Source organism: Cedecea sp. B1(4) (assembly GCF_059414925.1).
The window spans coordinates 1-19,734 of record NZ_JCAHMZ010000003.1 but is presented as its reverse complement, the minus strand read 5'-3'; the positions used below and the strand labels follow the sequence as shown (position 1 = coordinate 19,734).

19 protein-coding genes and 1 tRNA gene are annotated in these 19,734 nt (G+C 55.0%); 13 read left to right on the top strand and 7 right to left on the bottom strand.

All coding sequences use genetic code 11. The features are described from left to right. Positions 1-158: 158 nt before the first annotated feature. The 4 genes from ACR6JA_RS07565 to ACR6JA_RS07550 all read right to left on the bottom strand — a co-directional run bounded on the left by ACR6JA_RS07565 (position 159) and on the right by ACR6JA_RS07550 (position 3,233). Positions 159-512: a DUF4156 domain-containing protein gene (locus ACR6JA_RS07565; RefSeq protein WP_166877417.1), complete on the bottom strand. Its 354-nt coding sequence runs from the start codon at positions 510-512 to the stop codon at positions 159-161. Positions 513-641: 129 nt separating this feature from the next. Further along, complete coding sequence (groL, locus tag ACR6JA_RS07560) at positions 642-2,288, bottom strand: chaperonin GroEL (RefSeq protein ID WP_008453770.1); 1,647 nt, start codon at positions 2,286-2,288, stop codon at positions 642-644. Between the two features lie 40 nt (positions 2,289-2,328). Continuing rightward, positions 2,329-2,622: a co-chaperone GroES gene (locus tag ACR6JA_RS07555; RefSeq protein ID WP_008453772.1), complete on the bottom strand. Its 294-nt coding sequence runs from the start codon at positions 2,620-2,622 to the stop codon at positions 2,329-2,331. A 134-nt stretch (positions 2,623-2,756) separates the two neighbouring features. After that, positions 2,757-3,233: an FxsA family protein gene (locus ACR6JA_RS07550; RefSeq protein ID WP_166993188.1), complete on the bottom strand. Its 477-nt coding sequence runs from the start codon at positions 3,231-3,233 to the stop codon at positions 2,757-2,759. Between the two features lie 344 nt (positions 3,234-3,577). Between ACR6JA_RS07550 and aspA the strand changes: the two genes are divergently transcribed. From aspA to ACR6JA_RS07520, 6 genes are all read left to right on the top strand, one after another. After that, positions 3,578-5,014: an aspartate ammonia-lyase gene (gene aspA / locus ACR6JA_RS07545; RefSeq protein WP_008453774.1), complete on the top strand. Its 1,437-nt coding sequence runs from the start codon at positions 3,578-3,580 to the stop codon at positions 5,012-5,014. 115 nt (positions 5,015-5,129) lie between these two features. Further along, positions 5,130-6,431, top strand: coding sequence for an anaerobic C4-dicarboxylate transporter (locus ACR6JA_RS07540; RefSeq protein ID WP_008453775.1), 1,302 nt, complete (start codon positions 5,130-5,132; stop codon positions 6,429-6,431). Positions 6,432-6,518: 87 nt separating this feature from the next. After that, positions 6,519-6,842 (top strand): divalent cation tolerance protein CutA, encoded by a 324-nt coding sequence (gene cutA / locus ACR6JA_RS07535; RefSeq protein ID WP_008453776.1) that lies wholly within the window; start codon positions 6,519-6,521, stop codon positions 6,840-6,842. Then, complete coding sequence (locus ACR6JA_RS07530; RefSeq protein ID WP_494493824.1) at positions 6,818-8,548, top strand: protein-disulfide reductase DsbD; 1,731 nt, start codon at positions 6,818-6,820, stop codon at positions 8,546-8,548. The genes cutA and ACR6JA_RS07530 overlap by 25 nt, the downstream gene beginning before the upstream one ends. A 38-nt stretch (positions 8,549-8,586) precedes the next feature. Beyond that, the gene (locus ACR6JA_RS07525) at positions 8,587-9,162 is read left to right on the top strand and encodes a transcriptional regulator (protein WP_494493823.1); all 576 of its coding nucleotides are present in this window, start codon (positions 8,587-8,589) and stop codon (positions 9,160-9,162) included. Between the two features lie 114 nt (positions 9,163-9,276). Beyond that, positions 9,277-9,352 (top strand) — tRNA-Phe (locus ACR6JA_RS07520). A 473-nt stretch (positions 9,353-9,825) separates the two neighbouring features. Here ACR6JA_RS07520 and ydgU read toward each other — a convergent pair. Both ydgU and asr read right to left on the bottom strand, forming a co-directional pair. Beyond that, entirely contained in the window at positions 9,826-9,909 is an 84-nt protein-coding gene (gene ydgU, locus ACR6JA_RS07515) for a small membrane protein YdgU (protein ID WP_456297838.1), read from the bottom strand. Between the two features lie 81 nt (positions 9,910-9,990). After that, on the bottom strand, positions 9,991-10,470 hold the full coding sequence (gene asr, locus ACR6JA_RS07510; RefSeq protein ID WP_213714804.1) for an acid resistance repetitive basic protein Asr: 480 nt from the start codon (positions 10,468-10,470) through the stop codon (positions 9,991-9,993). 233 nt (positions 10,471-10,703) lie between these two features. Here asr and ACR6JA_RS07505 point away from each other — a divergent pair, with 233 nt between their 5' ends. Continuing rightward, positions 10,704-10,997 (top strand): DUF1330 domain-containing protein, encoded by a 294-nt coding sequence (locus ACR6JA_RS07505; protein ID WP_213714806.1) that lies wholly within the window; start codon positions 10,704-10,706, stop codon positions 10,995-10,997. 24 nt (positions 10,998-11,021) lie between these two features. Here the strand turns inward: ACR6JA_RS07505 and ACR6JA_RS07500 are convergent, their stop codons facing one another. Continuing rightward, the gene (locus ACR6JA_RS07500) at positions 11,022-12,701 is read right to left on the bottom strand and encodes an ArnT family glycosyltransferase (RefSeq protein ID WP_494493822.1); all 1,680 of its coding nucleotides are present in this window, start codon (positions 12,699-12,701) and stop codon (positions 11,022-11,024) included. A 389-nt stretch (positions 12,702-13,090) separates the two neighbouring features. Between ACR6JA_RS07500 and ACR6JA_RS07495 the strand changes: the two genes are divergently transcribed. The 6 genes from ACR6JA_RS07495 to yghU all read left to right on the top strand — a co-directional run bounded on the left by ACR6JA_RS07495 (position 13,091) and on the right by yghU (position 19,527). Continuing rightward, a complete protein-coding gene (locus ACR6JA_RS07495) occupies positions 13,091-15,235 on the top strand; it encodes a TonB-dependent receptor plug domain-containing protein (protein WP_494493821.1) in 2,145 nt (714 codons plus the stop codon). After that, on the top strand, positions 15,235-16,077 hold the full coding sequence (locus ACR6JA_RS07490) for a heme/hemin ABC transporter substrate-binding protein (RefSeq protein WP_213714813.1): 843 nt from the start codon (positions 15,235-15,237) through the stop codon (positions 16,075-16,077). The genes ACR6JA_RS07495 and ACR6JA_RS07490 overlap by 1 nt, the downstream gene beginning before the upstream one ends. 29 nt (positions 16,078-16,106) lie before the next feature. Next, the gene (gene hutW / locus ACR6JA_RS07485) at positions 16,107-17,453 is read left to right on the top strand and encodes a heme anaerobic degradation radical SAM methyltransferase ChuW/HutW (RefSeq protein ID WP_494493820.1); all 1,347 of its coding nucleotides are present in this window, start codon (positions 16,107-16,109) and stop codon (positions 17,451-17,453) included. After that, positions 17,450-17,947 (top strand): heme utilization cystosolic carrier protein HutX, encoded by a 498-nt coding sequence (hutX, locus tag ACR6JA_RS07480; RefSeq protein WP_213714817.1) that lies wholly within the window; start codon positions 17,450-17,452, stop codon positions 17,945-17,947. The genes hutW and hutX overlap by 4 nt, the downstream gene beginning before the upstream one ends. After that, on the top strand, positions 17,944-18,567 hold the full coding sequence (locus tag ACR6JA_RS07475; RefSeq protein WP_494493819.1) for an SDR family oxidoreductase: 624 nt from the start codon (positions 17,944-17,946) through the stop codon (positions 18,565-18,567). The genes hutX and ACR6JA_RS07475 overlap by 4 nt, the downstream gene beginning before the upstream one ends. 114 nt (positions 18,568-18,681) lie before the next feature. Further along, the gene (gene yghU, locus ACR6JA_RS07470) at positions 18,682-19,527 is read left to right on the top strand and encodes a glutathione-dependent disulfide-bond oxidoreductase (RefSeq protein WP_494493818.1); all 846 of its coding nucleotides are present in this window, start codon (positions 18,682-18,684) and stop codon (positions 19,525-19,527) included. Positions 19,528-19,734 lie beyond the last annotated feature (207 nt).

The window sequence follows — 19,734 nt, the reverse complement described above, 5'->3', positions numbered from 1 at the left end:
TTAGTGCTGCCTTCGACTGCAGAAAAAGCCCCACGACTTTATCCCTTACCAGTGACAGGGAACCGCAAGTCCTTCCTCGATCTCTATCAGTAAAAGCACGTCCGTTTTTCTCCCTCTCCCTGGAGGAGAGGGCCGGGGTGAGGATAATATTTACCGAATCAGTTCGGGCACTTATAAACCTGACCCGTCATTTGGCTGGCCGTTGGCGCAAAGCTCGAGAGCAGCGTCTGGGTTGGGCTGCTCACGCCGTACAGCACGTTGCCGCCCATTTCGGCCGCATTGTTACGCAGTGCGTTTGCCGCGCCGCGCATAGACCCGCCTTCATCGCCGTGCTGGCCAGACAGCCAGTTGCTCTGTTCCCCGGTCGCGGTGCCTAATAGACGGCATTCGCTTCCTGGTTTGTCTTCAACAAAACGAACGCTCTGGCCGCTGGAGCTAAGCTGATTGCCCGTGCTACATCCTGCCAGCAGCAGCGCTGCCACAACCACTCCTGATGAGACTTTCATGCGCATGTTATTCCCCGTAATCAAGGTATTGAGCCGTTATTGCCCGGTAAGCACTTATACCAGAGTGTGAACAAAAGAAAAAACCCCCAGACATTTCTGACTGAGGGTTTCTTTAACACAAGGTGCTAAGGCGAATTACATCATGCCGCCCATGCCACCCATGCCGCCCATACCACCAGCAGCGCCTAAGTCAGGAGCATCGCCTTTAGGCAGGTCGGTGACCATGCACTCGGTAGTGATCATCAGGCCCGCCACGGAAGCCGCGTACTGCAGAGCAGAACGGGTAACTTTGGTTGGGTCCAGGATACCGAAATCGATCATGTTGCCGTATTCTTCGGTCGCGGCGTTGTAACCGTAGTTACCTTCGCCCGCTTTCACCGCGTTGGTGACAACGGATGGCTCTTCACCGGCGTTAGAAACGATCTGACGCAGAGGAGCTTCCATCGCGCGCAGCGCAACTTTGATACCCACGTTCTGGTCTTCGTTCTGAGCGGTCAGGCCAGCCAGTTTAGCGGCAACGCGAACCAGCGCTACACCACCACCAGCAACCACGCCTTCTTCAACCGCAGCACGGGTAGCGTGCAGGGCATCGTCGACGCGAGCTTTTTTCTCTTTCATTTCAACTTCGGTAGCAGCACCAACTTTGATTACCGCTACGCCGCCTGCCAGTTTCGCTACGCGCTCCTGCAGTTTTTCGCGGTCATAGTCAGAAGTTGCTTCTTCGATCTGCTTACGGATCTGACCAACGCGGCCCTGAATAGCGGCTTCTTCACCCACGCCATCGATGATGGTGGTGGTGTCTTTGTTGATCACAACGCGTTTAGCCTGGCCGAGGTCTTCCAGGGTCGCTTTTTCCAGCTCCATACCGATCTCTTCAGAGATAACGGTACCGCCGGTCAGGGTAGCGATGTCCTGCAGCATAGCTTTACGGCGGTCGCCGAAGCCTGGTGCTTTAACCGCAGCCACTTTCACGATGCCACGCATGGTGTTAACCACCAGGGTAGCCAGCGCTTCGCCTTCAACATCTTCAGCGATGATAACCAGCGGTTTGCCTGCTTTCGCAACGGCTTCCAGCACTGGCAGCATTTCACGGATGTTGGAGATTTTTTTGTCAGCCAGCAGGATGAACGGGCTTTCCAGCTCAACAGCGCCAGTTTCTGGCTTGTTGATGAAGTATGGGGACAGGTAGCCGCGGTCGAACTGCATACCTTCAACCACGTCCAGTTCGTCTTCCAGACCGGTACCGTCTTCAACGGTGATCACGCCTTCTTTACCGACTTTATCCATCGCTTCAGCGATCAGTTTACCTACGGTTTCGTCGGAGTTAGCGGAGATAGTACCAACCTGAGCAATCGCTTTAGAGTCAGAGCACGGCACGGACAGCGCTTTCAGCTCTTCAACAGCGGCAACAACGGCTTTATCGATACCGCGTTTCAGGTCCATTGGGTTCATGCCCGCAGCAACGGCTTTCAGACCTTCGGTGATGATAGCCTGAGCCAGTACGGTTGCGGTGGTGGTACCGTCGCCTGCAGCGTCGTTCGCTTTAGAGGCAACTTCTTTCACCATCTGTGCGCCCATGTTTTCGAACTTGTCTTCCAGCTCGATTTCACGCGCTACGGAAACGCCATCTTTGGTGATGGTCGGTGCACCGAAAGATTTATCCAGAACCACGTTACGGCCTTTAGGACCGAGGGTAACTTTCACTGCATCTGCCAGTACGTTAACGCCGCGCAGCATTTTTACACGAGCGTCGTTACCGAATTTTACGTCTTTAGCTGCCATTTCTTCTATTCCTCAAATTCGTTCAGGTTCGTGCGTCAAATTACGCTTCAACAATTGCCAGGATGTCGCTTTCGGACATGATCAGCACTTCTTCGTTGTCGATTTTCTCGGACTTCACGCCGTAGCCATCGTTAAAGATAACGATGTCACCCACTTTCACGTCCAGCGGCTGCACGCTACCGTTTTCCAGGATGCGGCCTTTACCGACAGCGATGATCTCGCCACGAGTTGATTTGCCCGCTGCGGAGCCAGTCAGAACGATGCCGCCCGCAGATTTGGACTCAACTTCTTTACGCTTGACGATGACACGATCATGTAATGGACGAATGCTCATTGATAGCTCTCCTTTGAGAAAGTCAGTATCAGATAGTTAGGTAACGCCGTCCCACAGGGGTAATCGGCTGGTGACCTGATTAATGGGGATGCGCTTTCCCCCCTTCAAGGGGGGAAAACAAAAAAAACTAAAATTTAACGATCGTCCCGGTGCTGGTCGTCGAGGCGCTTTGGCGCGTCGTCTTTACGCTGGAACTCACCGTCGAATGTATTGCCCCCTTCACTACCGGCGCTAAAACCGCCGCCAGGCATGCGGGAGAAGCGCAAATGCGGCATCAGCTTGAGCGTGAGGTGCTTTTGCACCGGCGGCAACAGCAGCAGCAGACCGAGGAAGTCGGTAAAAAAGCCCGGCAACAGCAGCAAAATACCGGCCATGATCAGCGAGACGCTTTTGATCATCTCCGCCGCAGGGCTTTCGCCTGCCGCCATCTTCTGCTGCATCAGCATCAGGTTTTTAAAGCCCTGGTTACGCACCAGAGAAAGGCCAATCACCGAAGTGAAAATGACCAGAATCAGGGTCATAAAGACCCCCAAAACGTGTGCCACCTGTATGAACAGCGAAATTTCGATGTAAACATAAAGGAAAACGGCAATAAACGGGATCCAGCGCACTATACGCTCCTGTCATCGGGCGAGCCCGTTAATGGTCTCGCGAAAAATAGATTAGCAATTACGCGTAGGAGGGAGATGGCGACGCTGTAGACAAAGATCAATGTTTATTGCGTGAATTTTTTCTGGAAATTTTCAACTGTTGACCTATATCACATATTAATAATTGTTATGCGTGGCGGCTTTTAATAAGTGATCCAGGTTACTGCTTTTCGCTATCATCAGCATATCATCACGTCAACGCGGTCGAATATGGACATAATCGTCGGCCTATTAAGCTCACAACCACATTTCGTGTGTGTGAATAAAACAGTGCATTTATCTGCAGCTTTACTAAGAAGGTTCACATGTTAAATAACATTCGTATCGAAGAAGATTTGTTGGGTACCAGGGAAGTGCCAGCGGATGCCTACTACGGCGTTCATACTCTGAGAGCGATTGAAAACTTCTACATTAGCAACAGTAAAATCAGTGACATACCGGAATTTGTACGCGGTATGGTGATGGTAAAAAAAGCGGCGGCAATGGCGAACAAGGAATTGCAAACCATTCCTAAGAGCATCGCGAACACCATCATTCAGGCCTGTGATGAAGTCCTGAACAACGGCAAATGCATGGATCAGTTCCCGGTAGACGTCTACCAGGGCGGCGCCGGTACTTCCGTCAACATGAACACCAATGAAGTCCTCGCCAACATCGGTCTGGAACTGATGGGCCACCAGAAAGGTGAATACCAGTTCCTGAACCCGAACGACCACGTCAACAAATGCCAGTCCACTAACGACGCCTACCCAACCGGCTTCCGCATCGCGGTTTACGCTTCCATCGTGAAACTGATCGATGCCATTAATCAGCTGGGAGAAGGCTTCCAGCGCAAAGCGGTTGAGTTTTCTGAGATCCTGAAAATGGGCCGTACCCAGCTTCAGGACGCTGTTCCGATGACCCTCGGTCAGGAGTTCCACGCGTTCAACGTGCTGCTGACTGAAGAGACTAAAAACCTGCTGCGCACCGCTGAACTGCTGCTGGAAGTGAACCTTGGCGCAACCGCCATCGGTACCCGCCTCAACACGCCAGATGGCTACCAGCAGTTGGCCGTACAGAAACTGGCAGAAGTCAGCGGCCTGGCCTGTGTACCGGCAGAAGACCTGATTGAAGCGACCTCCGACTGCGGCGCATACGTGATGGTGCACAGCTCCCTGAAGCGCCTGGCCGTGAAAATGTCCAAAATCTGTAACGACCTGCGCCTGCTCTCTTCCGGCCCGCGCGCTGGCCTGAACGAAATCAACCTGCCAGAACTGCAGGCGGGTTCTTCTATCATGCCGGCCAAAGTGAACCCGGTTGTCCCGGAAGTGGTGAATCAGGTTTGCTTCAAAGTCATCGGCAACGACACCACGGTGACCATGGCATCCGAAGCAGGTCAGCTGCAGCTGAACGTGATGGAGCCGGTGATTGGCCAGGCAATGTTCGAATCCATTCATATCCTGACCAACGCCTGCTACAACCTGCTGGAAAAATGCATTAACGGCATCACCGCGAATAAAGAAGTGTGTGAGAGCTACGTGTACAACTCCATCGGTATCGTGACCTACCTGAACCCGTTCATTGGCCACCACAACGGCGACATCGTCGGCAAGATCTGCGCAGAAACCGGCAAGAGCGTGCGCGAAGTCGTGCTAGAGCGCGGCCTGCTGACCGAAGCCGAGCTGGACGATATCTTCTCCGTCCACAACCTGATGCACCCGGTCTACAAAGCTAAGCGCTATACCGATGAAAGCGAACAATAACTCATCCACATAAACGCCAAAAGGCACGTCCAGTCGGACGTGCCTTTTTCATTTTAACGGTATACGAAAACATAACATTTCATTTTCATCTCATTTAAATCTCAAGGATGCAATTATGTTTGGTGCTGAACTCGTGGTCGTCCTGCTGGCGATCTATCTCGGGGCAAGGCTGGGAGGAATCGGTATTGGTTTTGCCGGTGGTCTCGGCGTGCTGGTGCTTACCCTTATCTTCCAGATCAAACCGGGGGCAATCCCCTTCGACGTGATTGAAATTATCATGGCGGTGATCGCCGCGATTGCGGCCATGCAGGTCGCGGGCGGCATGGACTACCTGGTCAGCCTTGCGGAACGCATGCTGCGCCGCCATCCGAAATACATCACCTTCCTTGCGCCGCTGGTCACCTGGTTTATGACCATTCTGGCCGGGACCGGCCACACGGCCTTTTCCACGCTGCCGGTAATTACCGAAGTGGCAAAAGAGCAGGGCATTCGCCCTTCTCGCCCGCTTTCTATCGCCGTTGTTGCCTCACAAATCGCCATTACGGCATCGCCGATTTCCGCTGCAGTGGTGTTTTTTGCCGGCATTCTGGAGCCGATGGGCGTGAGCTACCTGACGCTGCTAGGTATCTGTATCCCGGTCACGCTGATTGCCGTGATGCTAACCGCGGTGGTGTGTAACTTCCTCGGCTGCGAGCTGAAAGACGATCCGGTTTACCAGGAACGCCTTGCCAAAGGCGAAGTGAAACTGCGCGGTAGCCAGGTCTTCGAACTGAAGCCGCACGCCAAGCGTTCGGTGCTGCTATTCCTGATCGGTATTGTCGCCGTGATGTTCTATGCCACCGCGATCAGCGACACCGTCGGCCTGATTCAGAACCCGGTTCTGCCGCGTAACGAAGCGATTGTTGTGTTTATGCTCACCATCGCCACGCTGATTAGCATCACCTGTAAAATCGACACTGGCGAAGTGCTGAACGCCAGCACCTTTAAGTCCGGCATGAGCGCCTGTATTTGCGTACTCGGCGTTGCATGGCTGGGCGATACCTTCGTTAAGTCCCATATCAGCGACATTCAGGCGGTTGCCGGTGACCTGCTGAACGGTTACCCGTGGCTGCTGGCTGTGGTGCTGTTCTTCGCGGCCACGTTGCTTTATTCCCAGGCGGCCACAACGAAAGCGCTGATGCCTGCGGCCCTGCTGCTCGGCGTTACGCCATTAACCGCCGTGGCCTCTTTTGCAGCGGTATCTGCGCTGTTCGTCCTGCCAACCTACCCGACGCTGCTGGCAGCGGTCGAAATGGACGACACCGGCTCAACGCGTATCGGCAAATATGTGTTCAACCACGCCTTCCTGATCCCCGGCGTCATTGCCATTACTTTGTGCGTTATCCTCGGCTTTATCATCGGTGGGATCGTACTGTAAATCTCCGCCAGACGCGGGCTGCAATGCAGCCCGTTTTCTTCTGCTCATGTTATAGTCATCGCACTTTCTTCTCAGATGAGGTTTGCGATGTCGATGACCCAGGCTGTCGTTGTACTCTGTACCGCCCCGGATGAAGCCACCGCGCAGGATCTTGCCGCGAAGGTGCTGGCGGAGAAACTTGCCGCCTGCGTGACGCTGCTGCCGGGCGCAACTTCGCTCTATTACTGGGAAGGAAAGCTGGAGCAGGAGTACGAAGTCCAAATGCTGCTCAAGAGCGACGTGGAACACCAGGAGGCACTGCTTGCCTGCCTGAAAACCCATCACCCTTATCAAACGCCAGAACTACTGGTTCTGCCAGTTGCACACGGAAACAGTGAATATCTCTCATGGCTTTACGCATCATTACGCTAGTCCTGCTGTTATGCAGTTCGCAGGCCTTCGCCGGGCTGTTTGACGCCCAGAATAAAACGCAGTTTGTCCCGGTCGACCAGGCTTTTGCCTTTGACTTTCAGCAGGTGGATCACAAGCTGACGCTCAGCTGGCAGATAAAACCCGGCTATTATCTCTATCGCCAGCAGATCAAAGTGGTGCCCACCAGCGCGGACATTACGCCCCTGGCTATTCCTAAGGGCACCTGGCACGAAGATGAGTTCTACGGCAAAACGGAGATCTTCACCCAGCAGCTAACTCTGCCCATTACGGTAAATGCCGCCAATAAAGGTTCGTCCGTTAGCGTCACTTACCAGGGCTGCGCCGAAGCCGGATTCTGCTATCCGCCGGAAACGCGCGTTGTGCCGTTGAGTGCTATTGCTGCGTCGGCTAATGATGCCAATGTGTCCTCCGCCCCCTCTCCTTCTGGGGAGAGGGCCGGGGTGAGGGGAGCAGACAGCGCCGCCCCCGCATCACTCCCCTTCTCCGCGCTGTGGGCCTTCCTGATCGGCATCGGCATCGCCTTCACGCCCTGCGTGCTGCCGATGTACCCGCTCATTTCCGGCATCGTACTAGGTGGTAAACAACGCCTGTCCACTGCCCGGGCGCTGCTGCTGGCCTTTGTTTACGTCCAGGGCATGGCGCTGACCTACACCGCACTCGGTCTTGTCGTTGCCGCCGCAGGACTCCAGTTCCAGGCGGCACTACAGCACCCATACGTGCTGATTGGCCTGTCGGCGCTCTTTATCTTGCTCGCCGCCTCGATGTTCGGTCTGTTCACGCTGCAGATGCCATCGTCGCTGCAAACGCGCCTGGCGCTGATGAGCAACCGCCAGCAGGGCGGCTCGGCGGGCGGCGTCTTTGCTATGGGCGCGCTGGCCGGGCTTATCTGCTCGCCATGCACCACCGCGCCGCTTAGTGCCATCCTGCTGTACATCGCGCAAAGCGGAAATATGTGGCTCGGCGGCGGCACGCTTTACCTTTACGCGCTGGGCATGGGCCTGCCGCTAATCCTGATTACCGTCTTCGGTAATCGCCTGCTGCCGAAAAGCGGGCCGTGGATGGAAAGCGTCAAAACTGCCTTTGGTTTTGTGATTCTGGCGCTGCCGGTCTTCCTGCTGGAACGCGTACTGGGCGATATCTGGGGGCTGAGGCTGTGGAGCCTGCTGGGCGTCGCCTTCTTCGGCTGGGCATTTATCACCAGCCTTGGAGCGAAGAAGTCCTGGCTACGCGTGCTGCAAATTCTTCTTCTGGGTGCCGCGCTGGTGGCCGCTCGTCCGCTGCAGGACTGGGCTTTTGGCTCTCCGGCATCCGTTCAGTCCGTCCCTCACCTCAGCTTTAACAAAGTAGTCAACGTTGAGCAGCTCGACGCCGCGCTAGCCGGAGCGAAAGGCAAACCGGTGATGTTAGATTTGTACGCCGACTGGTGCGTGGCATGTAAAGAGTTTGAGAAATACACCTTTAGCGATCCGCAGGTGCAAAAAGCGCTGTCTGGCGCCGTTTTACTCCAGGCCGATGTCACGGCAAATAACGCCGACGACAAAGCCCTGCTGAAGCATTTACAGGTGCTTGGCCTGCCAACCATTTTATTCTTTGATGCTAACGGCGTTGAACAGCCGGCAGACCGCGTAACGGGCTTTATGGACGCCTCCGCGTTCAGCGAGCATTTGCGCAATCGCAGCCAGTAAACAACACTTAATCCGTTGGGAAACGTAAGGAGAAAACCGTGCAACGCGAAGAAGTTTTAGAGCACGCCCTGCATGTCCTTGAACGTGAAGGCATTGCCAGCACGACGCTGGAGATGGTGGCGAAAGAAGCCGATTATCCGCTCGCTGAGATTCGCCAGTTCTGGCCCGACAGCGAAGCCCTGCTGTACGACGCCCTGCGCTACTTAAGTTCGCAGGTGGATGTCTGGCGGCGTCAGCTGATGCTGGACGAAGAGCTAACGCCGGAGCAAAAGCTACTTAAGCGCTACCACGCCCTGACCGAATGCGTGAGCAACCAGCGTTACCCCGGCTGCCTGTTTATTGCCGCCTGCACCTTCTACCCTGATGCCGCGCACCCGATTCATCAACTGGCGGACCAGCAGAAAAAAGCGGCCTGTGAATACACGCACGAGCTGCTCACACAAATGGAAGTGGACGATCCAACCATGGTCGCGCACCAAATGGAATTGGTGCTGGAAGGCTGCCTGAGCAAGCTATTGGTGAAGCGTAGCCAGGCTGATATCGACACGGCCAGAACCCTTGCGGAAGATATTCTGCGCTTTGCGCTGTGCCGCACCGGCGGGGCATTAACCTGAAGCACGTCTTTTTGCTGTCTTTGACTGAAAAGCAGGCAATCAGCATAGTTTTTGGTAATTTTTATGACAAAGCCGTTGACGCCTGGCGGCCTTTACGGTTTAATGCGGCCCGTTGCCCGGATAGCTCAGTCGGTAGAGCAGGGGATTGAAAATCCCCGTGTCCTTGGTTCGATTCCGAGTCCGGGCACCACTATTTAGAAGAACCCGCCTATGGCGGGTTTTTTGCTTTTGGCGATACGGACTCTACATCGAACTGAAAGTCGATTATTCGTCTCATCCCTGAGACTCACCCCATAAGGGGCCAGCACAAGCGCTGTTCAAAAACGTTCCTGACGTTTTAGTATTCGTCTCATCCCTGAGACTCACCCCATAAGGGGCCAGCGCAAGCGCCGTTCAAAAACGTTCCTGACGTTTTTGTCCGAGTCCGGGCACCACTATTTAGAAGAACCCGCCTATGGCGGTTTTTTTGCTTTTGGAGAAGTGAACTCTTCATCGAACTGAACGATTATTCGACTGCATCAACATCGCCCTCTTCCAACCACTTTTCCAGAGCCAAATAAAAACTACAGCGCTAATCTGCACCAGTATATCAACCAGGCGCTGGACTGTATTTCTGAGTAAAACAGGGGCTGGTGGTTTTTTAGAACCCAGGAAGAACAGAATCTACTGAAGCCAAAAATTCAGCGTGATTAGGCCGCAGGTCAGCAGCGCGGTGAGGATTAATTCGAAACTGTAGCGTCGCAACATTATCTGAACTCCAGAAAGAAACACCCGGCAAGCCGGGTGTTTGTGTTAACGCTTCAAGCTAACGGGGTTGCCCCGTCAAACTTATGCAGCTGGCTTAACAGCCGGTTTTGCAGCAACTTTGTGATGTTTTTTCACATGTTTCTTAGCAGCCTGAGCCTTCTGAGCAACAGGTTTTACTGCTTTTTTGTGGTGCTTTTTAGCAGCCTGAGCTTTCTGCGCGGCTGGTTTTACTGCTTTTTTGTGGTGTTTTTTAGCAGCCTGCGCTTTCTGCGCAGCTGGTTTTACTGCTTTTTTGTGGTGCTTTTTAGCAGCCTGCGCTTTCTGCTCGGTGGCTGGCTTAGCGGCTTTTTTGTGTTTCTTTTTAGCGGCCTGTGCTTTCTGAGCGGCAGCTTTTTTGTGTTTCTTATGGTGCGTTACTTTTGCAGCTGGAGCTTTAGCAGCAGGAGCAGCGGCGGTGGTTGCCGGCGCAGCAGCTGGTGCGGTAGCGGTAGTGTCAGCAGCGAAAGCGGCAGAAGACAGACCCATAGCAGCGGCAACAACCAGAGCTAATACTTTTTTCATTTCGACATCCTCGAATTTGTTTTCGTGTTTACCCCACTGCGGGGCCGTTGGAATGAACTATAGGCGTGTGGAACAAACTCTTCAGTGAGTGATTGGTATCGGCGTGTAATGAAATGTACAAAACCAAATTAGGCGATTAGCCACCACATCATGCCGCCTCTTTCCGGCAACACGGCCGTTCACCGCTATGCTAGATTGGCTGACAAACAGACTTTCCCCTACAGGAGCAAAGCATGGCCGCATACTGGATTGCCCACGTCACCGTTCACAACCCTAAGCAGTACCAAAACTATATCGATTTATCCCCGGCGGCCTTTACGCGCTACAACGCCCGCTTCCTGGCCCGGGGCGGTAAAGCGGAAGTAGTAGAGGGCGATGCGGCTTTCACCCGCCATGTCGTGATTGAGTTTGCCGATATGGAAACGGCGCTGGCCTGCTACCACTCACCGGAATACCAGCGCGCTCGTCAGGAAAGGGCCAGCGTCGCAGAAGCGATGATCACTATTGTGGAAGGCCTGCCTGGCTGAGCCTTGTAAACCCAGCCCAGGTTTTTAGTCGTTATTTTCTGAAACGTCCCGGTACACCATCAGGTTGTTACGCTTCTCACCGGGGCGATTATCTTCCCAGAAAAAAACCATTCCCTTCGGCGCGGGCTGCAGCTTGTCGCCCAGCACAATCAGCCAGCGGCAGCGCTCAGGCTGGCGGAAGGTTGTTTGTGGCTGATGCAGGATCCCGGCAAAGTAATAAAGCATCGGCGCTTCTGACTCTCCCAACCGGTAAGAAGCCATGCAATCATCCGCCAGGTACTGCCCCGCCAGATGGCTTTTGAGATCCTTAAATACCCCTGCATAGCCTTTGCTGTAGTCGAACCAGCCCACCATTAACGTGAACGCCACGCTCCAGACAACAGTCACGCCTAACCCCCAACTGAATGCTGCCCGCAACACCGGGTTGAGTGCCGCAGATAAACGCCCCCGACAGATCCACAGCGCGGTAACGACCAAGGCAAACACAAACGGCGGCCAGGATAAATGCAGCTCGTAGCTCGCCGGCAGCCAGCGCTCAAGCGGATCCAGCCAGCCTTTTTGATCGCCACCCACCTTAAGCAGATAAATTCCCCAAACCCCCGCAAGCGAAGCTGACCATAGCGCGACGGCAAAACAGGAGAAATAACGCAGTGCTTTCTCTTTTATTGAGGGCAAAAGCTGGGATCCCAATATAGCCATCGGGGCCACAAAGGGCATTAAATATAAAGCACGACTGGTGGCCGACATCTGCAGAATAATAATGCCGAGCAACGGAAAAAGCGTAATCACAAACTCATCCGGGTTTCTCAACCGTTGAAGTGGATGACGAAGAAAGTAAACCGTCGCCAACATCCCGGCTGGCAGAGCAAAAAGCGCAACGGCCTCAGGCACACGCATCAGGTTTGCTTTGGCGCCCAGCTTAGCAACGGAAAAGCCAAGAAAACGGCCAATGTTATTTTCCCAAAACCACGCCATAAAAAGGTCGGGATGTTTACTGTAAAGCAACACGGGCCAGGGAAGAATAAAAATAAGCGCTACCAGTCCTGAGAGAATAACCGGATACCAAAATGCTTTAGTCCGGCATTGTGTGAAAAAGAAAGCACTTAAAAATAAAGTTATCCATAATACGCCGGGAATAAATACGCCTTTGGATAACATCGTTGCTATTGTGCCCAGGCCAAACCATACCGCCGAGGCGGCCACTTTCTCTTGGCGAATCAACCCGACAATGCCATACAGCGCCACGGTTGCGCCTGCGGTGAGCGCGGTATCGCTGAACATATCATGGCTGTGGCGCAGGATGCCCGGGGCGCTGATATAAACGGCGAAGGCCAGCCAGATACGGTAATCCACCAGGCTTTCACTGCGGAACACTCTTCTCGCCAGCAGAATAAAGAAGGAAAAATTAATAATTGAAAACAAAAGCGTCGCACTTCGGGCAGCATCGTGGAGTGGCATCATACCGGAAAACAAATGCGCCATTAGCGTCGCCGTCCAGTAATAAAGTGGCGGCTTTTCCATAAACGGCTCACCGGCGTTCACAGGCACTAACCAATTGCCCGTTTCATACATGGTTTGAATCACGCCGAAGGTATAGTTTTCATCCTGCTTCCACGGCGTATGGCCGTATATTCCCGGTAGCAGATAAATAATAAGGAAACTAATAAATAAAAGGAGTATTTTCCCGTCCCTGTGCTGCAACATATAAACATCACTCCTTTACATAAATTGGCTTATTGTTTCTGGCTGTATCTCATCGGAAACACGTTCGGGATAATAATATTTTCCCGCCACAGGACATTACAAAGCGCCAATGCAATGAAAAATAAACGGCATTCCTCTTTCCAGACTCACTGCTTTTTTTTGTAGGTTCGTTGAGGAAATAAACAGGTTAGCAACATAAAAGTGATACGTCCTGCGGCCGGGCGCAGAAAGTTACCCTCCTTTTGCAGGCTCACCGCGCACGGGTCCATCTCCTTTGACCAAAATCAAAGTTGCATCTGGTTAGCAGGTTAAACGGTGGATATGTACGCCACTCCTGGCTATAAAGGCGAACGATAATAAATATCATTAACGTTCGCAAGGATGAGTTTATGCCAGGGAAATGTGAAACCTACGCGACCTTTTCAGCCGTACCCCTGTTGATTGCCGGCGCACTTGCCGCACCGGATCGCGCTTTCGCCCAGCCAAACACAGCGCCTGATGACACGATTATCGTCAGTGCCAGCCGCACGGAAACCAACCTCTGGAACAGCCCGGTTACCGTCCAGGTGGTTGACAGCAAAACGCTGGAAAACTCTACCAGCGTCTCCATTGCAGACGACCTCAAAGATATTCCCGGGGTAGAAGTCACCGATAACGCGCTCGCGGGTCGCAAGCAAATCCGCATCCGGGGCGAAGCCTCATCGCGCGTGTTGGTTCTGATTGATGGTCAGCAAGTCACCTACCAACGCGCCGGGCAGGACTACGGCGCGGGGCTGCTGGTGGATGAATCGGCACTGGAACGTATTGAAGTCATTAAAGGCCCCTATTCCGTGCTCTACGGCTCACAGGCCATCGGCGGCGTGGTGAATTTCATCACCAAAAAAGGCGGTGATAAGCCGTTGGCCGGGCTGGTCAAAGCAACCTGGAACTCCGCCACCGCAGGCTGGGAGGAATCCGCCGCCGCCTGGGGCAGCATCGGCCAGTTAGACTACCGCATCAACGGCAGCTATTCGGACCAGGGCAACAGAAAAACCCCGGATGGGCGGCTGGATAACACGCACTTCCGCAATAACGGCCAGGGACTGTGGCTGGGTTACCGTTTCGATCGTCAGAAAATTGGCCTGTCTCTCGACCGCTACAGCCTCGCCACGCAAACCTGGTACAACGATCCAGACCAACAGTTCGACGCCTTTAGCGTCAGGATCCCGAAAATGACGCGGGAAAAAATCGGGCTGTTTTACGACCTTGATGTCGACGGAAATTACCTGAAAAAAATCCATCTGGATGCCTACAGCCAAACCGTCGAACGCCGGTTTAACAATGAAGTCGCGACTACACAGGTAATTCCTTCGCCGGCCATTCAGGCGCTAAGCGTAAAAAATCAGACCCAGACCAACGACAAGCAGTACACCCAGGGCGTCACGCTGCAAACAAACTTCTCCCTGCCCGCCGGGAACGATTTGGTGCTTGGGGCACAGTATCAGCACGACAAGGTAGACCAGAGCGGCAGCGGCTACACGCGGCAGACGGCCAAAACCGGGATCTTTGATATTGAAACCCACAGCCAGTCGCAGGACAAATCGGAACAAAGCAATACCTCACTGTTTGCGCAGAACGCCTGGCACCTGGCCGATGACTGGACATGGACGGCGGGCGCCCGCCAGTACTGGCTCTCCTCCAAACTCATTGATAGCAGCACACAAAAAACCGAAGGCGGCGTTACAACCCACACCGCAACCGGCAACAAATCCGCCAGCGATAGCCAGTTCGTGGCGGCGACCAGCCTGAACTACTCCGGGTTTAAAGATATCGAGCTGCGTGCAGCCTTTGCCCAGGGCTACGTCTTCCCGACGCTGGTGCAGCAGTTTATGCAGACTTCCGCCGGCGGCGGCGTGACTTACGGCAACCCTGATCTGCGCCCGGAACACTCCAACAACTACGAAATTGGCGCCCGCTACAAAGGCAACCTGTGGCTGATTGACAGCACGGTCTACTATTCCGAAGCCAAAGATTACGTCGCATCACGAGCCTGCGAAGGGCAAGCCCTCTGTCTGGGGAACAGCAGCAGTTCCCGGGCCAACTACCGCTTTTATGACAACATCAACCGGGCCAAAACCTACGGCATTGAGCTGAGCGCGGAGTACAACGGCTGGGCCGTCTCCCCTTACCTGAGCGGCAATCTCCTGCGTCGTCAGTATGAAAGCGACTCGCTAAAAACCTGGGATACCGGTGAGCCTGTCGTCAATGGCCGCTTCGGGGTCAGACATACGCTGATGCTTAACGCCATGAATATCACCTCCGACGCCTTTATTCGCGCGGCCTCCCGTGCCAAAGAAAACACCGGTGACAGTGAAAGGCGCTACTCCGGCTGGGCCACGTTAAACCTGGCCGTCAACGCCGAGTTTGGTGACAACGACCAGTACCTGGTCAACCTGGCGCTGAACAACCTGACCAACAAACGCTACCAGACCGCCCACGAATCTATCCCGGAAGCGGGCTTCAACACGGCCATCGGCTTTGGGTGGAAATTCTGATGAAGAGACATTTTTTTGCCGCATTGCTGGCGCTGACGACTTCTTTTTCCAGCCAGGCTAGCGAGCGGCTGGTCGTCGCTGGCGGCTCCCTGAGCGAGCTTGTTTATGCCCTCGACGCGGGTAGCCAGATGGTTGGCGTGGATGAAACCACCACCTGGCCGCCGGAAACGGCAAAGCTGCCGCACATCGGTTCCTGGATGCAGCTCAGCAGCGAATCCATCTTGTCGCTGCGCCCCGGGCGCTTCATTACCTGGCAGGACGCCGGGCCGCACATCGTCATCGGGCAGTTGGAAAAGGCAAAGGTGAATGTCCTGCAGCTCCCGCGAGTGCCCGCCACCGTCGAGCAGATGTACACCAACATTCAAACTCTGGCGATGACCTTACAGCGCCAGCCGCAGGGAGAGGCGCTGATTGCCAACCTTAAACAGCGGCTGGAGGTGATTAGCAAACGTAACGCGCTGAAGCCACACCCCGTCAAAGCGATGTTTATTCTCTCCGCAGGCGGCAGCGTGCCGCAGGTTGCCGGCGCGGGCAGCGTGGCCGACTCCATCCTTAGCATGGCCGGAGCAAAAAATATCGCCCGGCATCGTCAGTACCAGAGCTACAGCACCGAGGCGATGATCGCCGCCAACCCGGAGGTCATCGTCGCGACGACTCAAATGACCCAGGGCAACCCCGAAGCGCTGAAGGCCATTCCCGGGATCACTCATACCTCCGCCTGGAAAAACAAGCGGATAGTCATTATCGATCAGGCTTTGATTCTCGGCATGGGCCCGCGCGTCGCAGAGGCCGTGGAACTGCTGCATCACCAGTTTTGGCCCGAGTCCGGCCAGAAAGATTAAGGATTACTTTGAAATGAGCTATGTTGAACATGAAACCTGAACTGGATCTCCAGGCGCACTTTGCGCTCCCCGGCGGGCAACCCTTTAAGGATCGTCACGCCACCATGCCGTGGCGCGGCGCAATGCCCATCGCCAAAGAACAGCTGGAGCACACCTGGCAACAGGTGATTACCAGCCCAACGCCTCCCGGCAAAAGGCTGGTTTACCTCCATATTCCCTTCTGCGCAACGCACTGTACCTTCTGCGGTTTTTACCAGAATCGTTATGAAGCAGACCACTGCGAACGCTACACCGACGCGCTGCTCAGGGAAATCGAGCTGGAGGCCAGCAGCCCGCTGCACCAGTCGGCCCCCATTCACGCCATCTACTTTGGCGGCGGCACGCCTTCGGCGCTATCAGCCAAAGATTTAGCGCGGATCATTACCGCCCTGCGCCGTAGCCTGCCGCTGGCCCCGGACTGCGAAATCACCATTGAAGGCCGGGTGCTGAATTTTAATGATGAGCGCATCGACGCCTGCCTCGACGCCGGAGCCAACCGCTTCTCCATCGGCATCCAGTCGTTTAACAGCAAAATCCGCAAAAAAATGGCGCGCACCTCCGACGGCCCCACCGCCCGATTCTTTATGGAAAACCTCTGCAAACGCGATCGTGCCGCCGTGGTCTGCGACCTGCTGTTTGGCCTCCCGGGGCAGGATCAAAAGCTGTGGGCCGAAGACCTGGCTATCGCGCGGGACATCGGCCTCGACGGGGTCGATCTTTATGCCCTGAATTTGCTACCGCAAACGCCGCTGGGTAAAGCTGTAGAAAATGGACGCGTCACGCTGCCTTCCCCAGCCGAACGCAGGGATTTGTACCTGCAGGGCTGCGACTTCATGGACAGCGCAGGCTGGCGCTGCATCAGCAACAGCCACTGGGCGCGCACCACGCGGGAACGCAACCTTTACAACCTGCTGATTAAACAGGGGGCAGACTGCCTGGCCTTTGGCTCCGGCGCGGGCGGCTCGGTTAACGGCTACTCCTGGATGGTTGAACGCAACCTGGAGACCTGGCACGCCGCCGTCGCCGCCGGAAAAAAACCGCTGATGATGATGGCCCGCACCACTGACCCAGGCTACCGCTGGCGGCATCGCCTCCAGGCAGGCATTGAAACCGCCCACGTGCCTCTCGACGAGTTAACCGCCGATGCGCATCTGCTCCAGCCGCTGCTTGCCCAATGGCACGACTCCGGCCTGACCCGGGATGACTCAACCTGCCTGCGTCTGACCGACGAAGGCCGCTTCTGGGCCAGCAATATCTTCCAGTCGCTGCAGACGCTGATTGCCGCCCTCAATACCCCAATAACAACGGACAAAAAACCACAAGGAGCAACGCTATGACTTCCGTTTCCCTCGCCGATTACTTAAAAACCCAGCCGGACGGCACGCTGGAATCTATTGCCACACAATATAATGTCACCCTGCTGGATGTTGTCTCCCAGCTCCCCGCTCAGGCGCTGGTTAGCGGCGAGCAGTTCGACACCGTTTGGGACACCGTTGTCGAATGGGGCAGCGTCACCACGCTGGTACACACCGCCGATGTGATTATTGAATTTTCCGGGGAACTGCCCTCCGGCTTCCACCGCCACGGCTATTTCAACCTGCGCGGCAAAAAAGGCATGACGGGGCATATCAAAGCGGCCAACTGCACCCACATCGCGTTGGTGGAGCGCAAGTTTATGGGGATGGACACCGCCTCGATTCTGTTCTTCAATCAGGCGGGCAGCGCGATGCTGAAAATCTTCATCGGGCGCGACGATCACCGCCAATTACTGGCAGACCAACTGGCAGCTTTTCGTGCGCTGGCAGAGAAACTTAAGGGAAATATTGCATGACGCCATGGTTAATTTTTGGTGCCGGGGGCAAGGGCGTAGGCGCGCTAACCGCGAATCTGGCTTTGGCAGAAAATCGCCCCGTTGTTGCACTGGTGCGTAACAAAGAAGCCGCCGCAAAACTGCGTGAGGCAGGTGCTCAGGTTATTACCGGCGACGCCTGCGACGCAGACGCTGTCGCAAAAGCCTGCCGCCTGGCGGGCAAGGACGCCACCGTCATTTCGACGATGGGCGGTTCACAGGATTACCAGGCGCACCGGACAGTTATCGACTGCGCCGAAAAAGCCGGGATCTCACGCATGGTGCTGGTCACCTCTTTAGGCTGCGGAGAAAGCTGGGCTTATTTATCCGACCGGGCAAAAGCGGCCTTTGGTCAGGCGGTACGGGAAAAATCCCTCGCCGAAAGCTGGCTGCAAACCAGCACGCTGAACTTTGCTATTGTTCGCCCCGGTGGCCTGCTTCACGGTGAACCCACCGGCAAAGCTGTGCTGAGCCAGACCCCCGAAATTCACGGTATGGTCATGCGGGCCGATGTCGCCGCGCACGTCGCAGAGCTGGCAAAATCCTCCCACCTGAATCACCAGATTTATGGCCTTGTACAACCGGGGCTGAAACCAGCCTGATACCACGCCGGGCTTTCGCTTTTCTGGCGGTATAGCCCGGCAGGCTCTTCCCTCTTGCTACACTTCAAGATAGTTTCATCAGATAACTAACCTGAGAAGAAGGCAGATCACGCGATGTCCGAACACAACTACCAGCCCCCAAAAGTCTGGACCTGGAACAAGACCGAAGCCGGTCAGTTCTCCAGCATCAACCGCCCAATTTCCGGCCCGACTCATGAAAAAACGCTGCCTGTCGGCAAACACCCGCTGCAGCTCTACTCGCTCGGTACGCCGAACGGGCAGAAAGTCACGATTCTGCTGGAAGAGCTGCTGGCGCTGGGCATCAGCGGGGCAGAATACGATGCGCACCTGATTCGCATCGGCGAAGGCGACCAGTTCTCCAGCGGGTTTGTGGAAGTGAACCCAAACTCTAAAATTCCGGCGCTGTTTGACCACTCCGTCACGCCGCCGCTGCGCGTGTTTGAGTCCGGCAACATCCTGCTTTATCTCGCGGAAAAATTCGGCCACTTCCTGCCAAAAGACATCGCCGGGCGCACCGAAGCGCTGAACTGGCTGTTCTGGCTGCAGGGTTCCGCCCCATACCTGGGCGGCGGCTTCGGCCACTTCTACCACTATGCCCCGGTCAAAATCGAGTACGCCATCAACCGCTTCGCGATGGAAACCAAGCGTCAGCTGGACGTGCTCGATAAACAGCTGGAGAAAAACCGCTTTATCGCCGGAGATGATTACACTATCGCCGACATTGCTATCTTTACCTGGTACGGCGCGCTGGCAAAAGGTGGCCTGTACGAATCTGCCGAATTCCTCGACATAGCCTCCTACAAACACTTTGGCCGCTGGGCCGATGAAGTGGCTAACCGCCCGGCGGTGAAGCGTGGCCGCATCGTGAACCGCACCTGGGGCGATGTGCAGCTGGCCGAACGCCATGATGCTTCAGATTTTGATGCATTAGGGTTGTAGGCCTTTCAAGTTGAAAGCTGTTCCTTAGCCACAAATACCCACGATTATGGAGGGTCGGCTAAGGTTCCGTTCACTTCCAGCCCTGTTTTATATGTAACCCGGCATAGGTGAACGTCTTAGGGGAGTCACCGTCACTCCCCTAAGAACCCGGACTCCCGGCCAAATAAATCGACCGCTGAAGCGGCAGACCTCCGTTTTATCTCCCAG

Bases quoted from the DNA above. Each gene is read 5' to 3' on its own strand.
- ACR6JA_RS07565 (WP_166877417.1), bottom strand. From the start codon at position 512: ATGCGCATGAAAGTCTCATCAGGAGTGGTTGTGGCAGCGCTGCTGCTG.
- groL (WP_008453770.1), bottom strand. From the start codon at position 2,288: ATGGCAGCTAAAGACGTAAAATTCGGTAACGACGCTCGTGTAAAAATG.
- ACR6JA_RS07555 (WP_008453772.1), bottom strand. From the start codon at position 2,622: ATGAGCATTCGTCCATTACATGATCGTGTCATCGTCAAGCGTAAAGAA.
- aspA (WP_008453774.1), top strand. From the start codon at position 3,578: ATGTTAAATAACATTCGTATCGAAGAAGATTTGTTGGGTACCAGGGAA.
- ACR6JA_RS07540 (WP_008453775.1), top strand. From the start codon at position 5,130: ATGTTTGGTGCTGAACTCGTGGTCGTCCTGCTGGCGATCTATCTCGGG.
- cutA (WP_008453776.1), top strand. From the start codon at position 6,519: ATGTCGATGACCCAGGCTGTCGTTGTACTCTGTACCGCCCCGGATGAA.
- ACR6JA_RS07530 (WP_494493824.1), top strand. From the start codon at position 6,818: ATGGCTTTACGCATCATTACGCTAGTCCTGCTGTTATGCAGTTCGCAG.
- ydgU (WP_456297838.1), bottom strand. From the start codon at position 9,909: ATGTTGCGACGCTACAGTTTCGAATTAATCCTCACCGCGCTGCTGACC.
- asr (WP_213714804.1), bottom strand. From the start codon at position 10,470: ATGAAAAAAGTATTAGCTCTGGTTGTTGCCGCTGCTATGGGTCTGTCT.
- ACR6JA_RS07505 (WP_213714806.1), top strand. From the start codon at position 10,704: ATGGCCGCATACTGGATTGCCCACGTCACCGTTCACAACCCTAAGCAG.
- ACR6JA_RS07500 (WP_494493822.1), bottom strand. From the start codon at position 12,701: ATGTTGCAGCACAGGGACGGGAAAATACTCCTTTTATTTATTAGTTTC.
- ACR6JA_RS07495 (WP_494493821.1), top strand. From the start codon at position 13,091: ATGCCAGGGAAATGTGAAACCTACGCGACCTTTTCAGCCGTACCCCTG.
- ACR6JA_RS07490 (WP_213714813.1), top strand. From the start codon at position 15,235: ATGAAGAGACATTTTTTTGCCGCATTGCTGGCGCTGACGACTTCTTTT.
- hutW (WP_494493820.1), top strand. From the start codon at position 16,107: ATGAAACCTGAACTGGATCTCCAGGCGCACTTTGCGCTCCCCGGCGGG.
- hutX (WP_213714817.1), top strand. From the start codon at position 17,450: ATGACTTCCGTTTCCCTCGCCGATTACTTAAAAACCCAGCCGGACGGC.
- ACR6JA_RS07475 (WP_494493819.1), top strand. From the start codon at position 17,944: ATGACGCCATGGTTAATTTTTGGTGCCGGGGGCAAGGGCGTAGGCGCG.
- yghU (WP_494493818.1), top strand. From the start codon at position 18,682: ATGTCCGAACACAACTACCAGCCCCCAAAAGTCTGGACCTGGAACAAG.